Genomic DNA, 6234 nt, shown 5'->3' with positions numbered 1-6234 from the left:
GCACGAGGGAGTCGCCGTGCTCGCCTGGCAGGCCCCGGACCTGCGTGAAGCGCTGATGCGGGCCAGGGTCGCCGGCTACGAGCATCTCATCGTTGACGGCACGGTCATCGAGACCGACCGGCTACGCATGCCCGGCCCGACCGAAGGCGTGGACCTGTGGTGGTCCGGCACGATCTCCAACCACGGTGGCAACATCCAGGTGCTCTCCGCCCCGGACGACGGCTGGCCACTGTGGGTCTCCGACGTGCGGCCCGGCCGCGAGCACGACTCGACCGCCCTGAAAGCCTCCGGGGCGCTGCCGGTTCTCGCCGAGTGGACCGCCGACCTGCACGAGGTGCTGTTCGACCTCGGCTACGAAGGGCTGGGCAACCCGGCCGGACGGAGTTCGACGGCAAGTAATGCTCCATCGGCCGACAGTTGTCCCATTCGACTACGACGTAAGGCATTTTTTCCTGATCAATCCATAACCTGAAGGCGGTCGACAACTCGCCTCAACGCGGCGAGGTTAACCCGGTTGATGTCAAATACTTCTGTCTCGGGAGGGGGAATCACTGTCGGANTGCGGACCGGAAGATTTCTGGCCGTGCGGGGAACCGTCGCCCCATCGATTTCGGTCACGATCTTCTGCCTCATCTGTCACCTACCGCTTGTCGAAGCGGGTAATAGCTCGCACGACCTCGCGGGTATCCGAGAGGATTTCAACTCTGGACACGTTCGGGTCATCGGAGATGGCGCGTCGAGCCAACTCGGGGAGATCGATCCCGCGTCGGACCTTCCACGCCGGGACGTACCAGAGCGTCCCGGTCGTGTCCGCAATCAGGTTCAGGTACGCCATGGTNCCGNCNCCNCCGGCNGGGGCANCCGNCCGCCGTCAGATGCCGGGCCCGCCGCATCCGTGTCCGCCACGGGACGGTCATCGTCGAAGATCTGCACCCGCTTAGCGGCAGGCAAGAGACGCGCCAGACGAGAGGCAAGCTCCGGGAGATCGGCATCTCCGAGCAGTTCGGAGTTGGTCATTGTCATCGCGGGTGAGCTGCTGTCCACGTAGTGGACGACGACGGTCAGCATGGGGGCAGGTCCGAGGACACGACCGTGTCCCGCGTCGCGTGCCACTCGGGGGTCAGTGTTGCGCGCGGCTTCTCGGCGAAGAGGACGCGCGAACGGGCGTCGTCGAGCAGCTCGACAGACAGGACGTCAGGCTCCGACAGTGCNTCACTGACGAGTGACTCCAGACCGGCGGCCACCACGTAAGGCCACTCAAGGTAGGTGACGGTTGGTGGCGCCCCCTCTCGGGTGCACTTCACGTATGGCACCGGGGTCCCCCTCGTGACGGTCATGCGGGTGCCCCTGGGCGTACCGGCATCGGGTGCGGCAGCGCGCCCGGGGGCGTCTAGGTGGGCGGCCCGGTCGTGTGCGGTCCGACTGGATGCTCTCGGGCCGCCCAGACACAGAGTGGCCATGCAGTGCCAGTTCCGGTAGGGGCACCTTTAGGGGCAGACTGGGACCATGGCGGTAGGAGAGCTGATCCGCGACCTACGATCGGCGCGGGGATGGAGCCAAGGGCGGCTTGCATCCGAGCTGGTCAAGGCGTCCGGCCACGACACCATCACGCGAGAGACCGTGTCCAGGTGGGAACGCGGCAGGATCGTATGCCCAGACCCGTTCTGGCTTCGGCATCTTGCCGGAGTCTTGGAGGTGCCGCTACAAGTTTTGGAGAATGAAGACGTGAACCGTCGCCGATTTACCAGCATTGCCGCTGTGGCTACCGGGATCGCTCCAATCGTGGCGTCAGATTTGATTCTGAGCGGCTTCTCTGCTGCTCTCAGAGACTCCGGTCCTGACGTCGATGAATGGAATAACGTGCTCGTCTCCTATGGCCAGGACTATATGTCCCTAGGTGCCGGAGAAATTCAGAAGAGACTCACAGCTGACATGCTAGTGATTCAGCAGCAGCTAGACCAACCCGAACGGTGGGGCATTGCGTCCAGGTTGGCGACCCTTTACGCAAAAACGTATCCCGGCAGCGATGGAGTCAAGGCAGTCACCTGGTACCGCACGGCCGTTGAGGCTGCCGATCGGTCGGATGATCCCGAGGTACGGGTTTGGGTACGTGGCCGCGCTGCTATCGCTCTTGGATACGAGGGTGCCGCATTGGGAGTCGCCGAGACGCTCGCCCGACAGGCCGAAGCGATCGACGATCGTCCATCGCTCGGCAGGCTCAATGCTGTGATGGGACGTGCACACGTTGCCGCCATCCGTGGCGACCGAAGGACCGCCATAGAACTTCTAGATCAAGGGCAGCGGATCTTTGACGCTACGGGTTCCGAGGAGCAGGAATCTGATTATGCGGTTCCATACTGGCGTATGAACGTCTTCACGTCGCTGCTGCTTGCTCGACTCGGAGATGAGAGCGGAGCCCTAAGGGCGCAGGAAGCAGCGGCGGATACTCTGCCTGACAGCCTGCCGCGATTTCGCACTCACCTGGAGATGCACAAAGGGCTTATGCTCGCACGTGCCGGAGANAGCGCGGGAGGCGTGGCCTACGCGCGTGCTGCCTTGGATCGGCTCCCACCCGAAAAGCACAGCCTGACTCTTCGGCTTTTGCTGACGGAAGTGCAGGGCTCGGTAAATACCGTCTAGTCTTACCGTTTCGCACGTAGGAGCAAACGCAGATTTTCTTCTACCGTTCGCGAGTCGAGGGCTTTCGTGTGTCTACGACAATGGAATGCGATATTTTCTCGATTTCGGCACTTCACGTGATCTGTTCAGGATTGACGCCAATCAATCTCTTCCTGGATTGGATCTTGAATGGGAAGCTACTGCGGGGGTCGGGGTAGCGAGACGAGATAAGCGCCGATCCCGTGCGCAGGCCCCGTACGGGACGTGTGACTCAGGGGCGCTTGGGCGCCAAGCGACCGTGTACACAACCCNACTTGCAACGGCCAAATTTGTAGAGCCTTCACTCATGACCTAGGTACTCCAGCCCGCCGTATCGCNGTCAGTGACGGATGGGGTGGTTTTGGCGACGGCCTGTGCTCGGACCGAGGCGAGTCAAGGGCATGTCGTGCGATGGGTCGGCGGGGTGGCGCTGGGACGGGCTCTGCAAGCGGACTTGGAGCCGCGTGGGAAGATTTCAAGTTCTTGCCCGTAGACTTGGATTGTGGATCGGGATCGGTTCGAGCGCAGCCCTACTGGACATCTCGTCAAGATCACTGGAACTGACGGGCGGTCGGGCGTCGCGTACGAACATGTGGCCTTCCAGCCGGACCCGCTGGCGGGCGCCGAGCCGGCGCTGGCGGGAGGGACGTGGCGGAACGTGGCCCGCGCGGGGCGCGCTCTCGGTCGTCTCGATCAGGCTGGTCGACAGATTCCTGAGCCCGCCTTGCTACTGCAACCCACGCTTCGGACGGAGGCGCAGAGCACGTCCGCGTTGGAGGGGACCTTCGCTCCCCTGGAGGACGTGCTTGCGGCTGAGGTCACAGAGCCGACCTCGCAGAGCGAGGAGGTTCGGGAGGTCCTCAACTATGTCCGGGCGGCGGAGGCGGCCTTCGCGTGGATAGGCGATGGTCGCCCACTCACCGTAGCCGCGCTTTGTCAGGTGCATCGAGATCTCGTGCGTGGAACTCCTGCGGACACCCGTGATGCGGGGAGGATCCGCTCGATTCAGGTTGCGATCGGAAGCCGCGGTGGTGCGATCGACACCGCTCGCTTCGTCCCGTCGCCGCCCGGACTGGAACTGGACGCGGCTGTACGTGATCTGCTGGACTGGATCACCGTGGATTCGAAGTCCATTGACCCGGTCGTGGCTGCGGCGATGGCGCACTATCAGTTCGAGACTCTTCATCCATTCAACGATGGAAACGGCAGAATCGGGCGGCTTCTCGTGGTCCTCGATCTTTGTTGGAAGGGGATACTCTCGGAGCCGTTGCTGGCTGTGTCGCCCTGGTTCGAGGTGCGTCGGGAAGAGTACCAGGACCATTTGAGGGAAGTTAGCGCAACGGGAGACTGGGACGGCTGGATCTCGTTCTTCTCCGAAGGTCTGGTCGAGTCCTGTGAGCGGACTATTCGGACAGTCGACGACCTCCTCGGTCTCCAGGCCGAATACGTGCGACGACTCAAGGTGGCGGGTCTGACCGGTGGGTTGGTCCGCGATATCATCGACGGGCTGATCGGGAGTCCGTTTGTCACGGTGCGTTCGGTCAGTGAAGATACCGGGAGGACTTTGCAGGCGGCGAGCAACGCCGTCGCCAGGCTTGTGGAGCTGGAAATTCTGCGGGAACGTACCGGGCGAAGCTATGGTCGTGTCTTTGAGGCGGTGGAGGTCACCTCAGTGCTACGGGCCCAATCGGGCCGCTGAGGGTTCGCCGGTACCGGCGTCGACTACGAGGGCTATGACGCCACCTCGTTGGAGAGGATCTCCTCCATGCGTTCGGAGATGTCCTGCCGGCCGCTGTGGCCTGCGCCCCGGGCGCCGAGCACGCGCCGTCCGTTGGTCGTCTCGCCCCGTTCGAGGAGTTCGGCGAGACCGGCCGGCACGATGGCGGCCAGCCGCTGGCCCTTGTCCGTCAGGTAGACGACCTGACCAGATGCGGCAGCCTCTCGGACGACCTCGGCAAGTTGGTCATCGGGTGGGAGCGGCATCTCCGTCATGGCGACATCGTAACTTCGGTTCACCCGCCCTACCCTCCGTCGATCATCTTGCCCCGGGGTGGGCCCATGTGGTCCCCTCGCCCAAGAACGGTTCGGCAGCTGGTCGTCGAAAATCTGGCTGCCATCTCACCCTATGGTCGATCAACGTGGCTGAAATCGCGCGCCCACGGAGAGGCCACGGCGCCTGTGAGTGCGAGGCTGGTGAGGTGACTCTGTCGAAGCGTGCGTCCTGGTTCTTGATCGCGGTCGGCGTCTGGACGTGGGCCATCTGGCCAAATTTCCTGCGGAACGTGTGGAAGGATGATCGTTCCTGGGACGACGGCCCGACTGGCTTCTTCACGGTCCACCTGGTCCTGACTGTCGCTTCCCTCGCCATCGGCTCCGTCGTTGGCTGGCTCGGCATCCGCGGCGCACGGGCCGTCCGCCATGGCGATACCGGTGATGATGCCTCATCCAGGCGGCTGATCAATTCGGGTCGTTGACATGCCGAAAGCGGCGGTAGTCCTCGAAACCGCTCCGTTTCATGATCGGCTCTACGTCGTGTGATTCTCCTGGCGTTGGGAAACAGGGGCTGACCTGCGCGGCTGCTTCGCGTTGATCGTCGTGTGTGGTCGCACCGAGTCCCAATTGAGTGATTGAGCGCGTGGGCCCACTCCGGGGGCGCGGAGCGGCGTGTCCCGGAAAATCCGGGACACGCCCGACCAGTCCGGCGCCAGGGGTTCCCGCGCGACGCGGTGTCAGCCGACCTGCTCGGTGGGCCGCATGAGCAGTTCGTTGATCGCGACCCGCCGCGGCCGGGTGACGATGTAGGCAACGGCGTCCGCGATGTCCTCGGACTGCATCGGCTCGATGTCGGCGATGCGGCGCATGACGATATTCCGGATCTCCTCGCGGATATGGGACCTCAGCTCGGTCTCGACGGAGCCCGGTTCGACCACCGAGACGCGCACGTGCCGGGCGGTGACCTCTTGGCGCAGCGACTCGGTGAACGCGTTCACCCCGAACTTGGTGAGGTTGTAGATGCCGGCGCCCATGGTGGCGTGCCGTCCCGCCACCGAGCTGATGTTCACCAGGTCCGCGACCTGGCGGGGGCCGCCGTCCGCGGCAGTGAGCAGATGCGGCAGCGCCGCATGGGTGACGTACAGCAGGCCCTGCAGGTTCAGGGCCACCATCCGGTCCCACTCCTCGGTCGGCGCGTCGAGGATCGGCCCGGGCAGCATGATACCGGCGTTGTTGACGACGGTATCGAGCCGGCCGAGCTCCGCCACGGTGCGCTTCACCGCGTCGGCGGCCTGGGCCTGGTCGGTGATGTCCAGCGGGAGGGGGAGGGCGGTGCCGCCGGCGCCGGTGATGTCGGCGGCGAGGCGCTCGAGCCGGTCGCCGCGCCGCGCGACCAGCGCCATCGCGGCGCCGTGCCGGGCCAGCTCGCGGGCGGTCGCCTCACCGATGCCGCTGCTCGCACCGGTCACCAGGGCAACGGTGCCGTCCAGCCGTTCGCTCATGTGTACGCGCTCCTGAGTCGTGGGCGAGTCGCCGGGTCAGTCAGCGTGGTCAGGCGCCCTACCTGGAGCGGCTGGAAGAGGG

At 64.6% G+C, this 6234-nt stretch carries 6 protein-coding genes and 1 pseudogene; 4 read left to right on the top strand and 3 right to left on the bottom strand.

The annotated features are described in order from the left end of the window. Positions 1-406 (top strand): annotated as a pseudogene (locus CED_RS01525) (transposase family protein); the annotation flags it as partial. 234 nt (positions 407-640) lie between these two features. Here CED_RS01525 and CED_RS01520 read toward each other — a convergent pair. After that, the gene (locus tag CED_RS01520) at positions 641-835 is read right to left on the bottom strand and encodes a hypothetical protein (protein ID WP_035908237.1); all 195 of its coding nucleotides are present in this window, start codon (positions 833-835) and stop codon (positions 641-643) included. A 671-nt stretch (positions 836-1506) separates the two neighbouring features. Between CED_RS01520 and CED_RS22040 the strand changes: the two genes are divergently transcribed. Continuing rightward, a complete protein-coding gene (locus CED_RS22040; RefSeq protein ID WP_084680655.1) occupies positions 1507-2640 on the top strand; it encodes a helix-turn-helix domain-containing protein in 1134 nt (377 codons plus the stop codon). 520 nt (positions 2641-3160) lie between these two features. Continuing rightward, complete coding sequence (locus CED_RS01505) at positions 3161-4357, top strand: Fic family protein (RefSeq protein WP_011435126.1); 1197 nt, start codon at positions 3161-3163, stop codon at positions 4355-4357. 32 nt (positions 4358-4389) lie between these two features. Here the strand turns inward: CED_RS01505 and CED_RS01500 are convergent, their stop codons facing one another. Next, on the bottom strand, positions 4390-4650 hold the full coding sequence (locus CED_RS01500) for a hypothetical protein (RefSeq protein ID WP_035730898.1): 261 nt from the start codon (positions 4648-4650) through the stop codon (positions 4390-4392). 206 nt (positions 4651-4856) lie between these two features. On the opposite strand from CED_RS01500, the gene CED_RS01495 reads away from it, so the two are divergent. Next, positions 4857-5132 (top strand): SCO4848 family membrane protein, encoded by a 276-nt coding sequence (locus CED_RS01495; RefSeq protein ID WP_011435128.1) that lies wholly within the window; start codon positions 4857-4859, stop codon positions 5130-5132. Between the two features lie 255 nt (positions 5133-5387). Here CED_RS01495 and CED_RS01490 read toward each other — a convergent pair whose 3' ends face one another. Further along, positions 5388-6152, bottom strand: coding sequence for an SDR family NAD(P)-dependent oxidoreductase (locus tag CED_RS01490; protein WP_011435129.1), 765 nt, complete (start codon positions 6150-6152; stop codon positions 5388-5390). Between the last annotated feature and the right edge of the window lie 82 nt (positions 6153-6234).

The sequence above is a fragment of the Frankia sp. CeD genome, assembly GCF_000732115.1.
Lineage (GTDB): Bacteria > Actinomycetota > Actinomycetes > Frankiales > Frankiaceae > Frankia > Frankia casuarinae.
The sequence above is the reverse complement of the archived record's forward strand: the minus strand, read 5'-3'. Positions and strand labels throughout refer to the sequence as shown.

Excerpts from the sequence above, each read along its gene's own strand:
- CED_RS01520 (WP_035908237.1), bottom strand. The coding sequence starts at position 835 with ATGGCGTACCTGAACCTGATTGCGGACACGACCGGGACGCTCTGGTAC.
- CED_RS01500 (WP_035730898.1), bottom strand. The coding sequence starts at position 4,650 with ATGACGGAGATGCCGCTCCCACCCGATGACCAACTTGCCGAGGTCGTC.
- CED_RS01490 (WP_011435129.1), bottom strand. The coding sequence starts at position 6,152 with ATGAGCGAACGGCTGGACGGCACCGTTGCCCTGGTGACCGGTGCGAGC.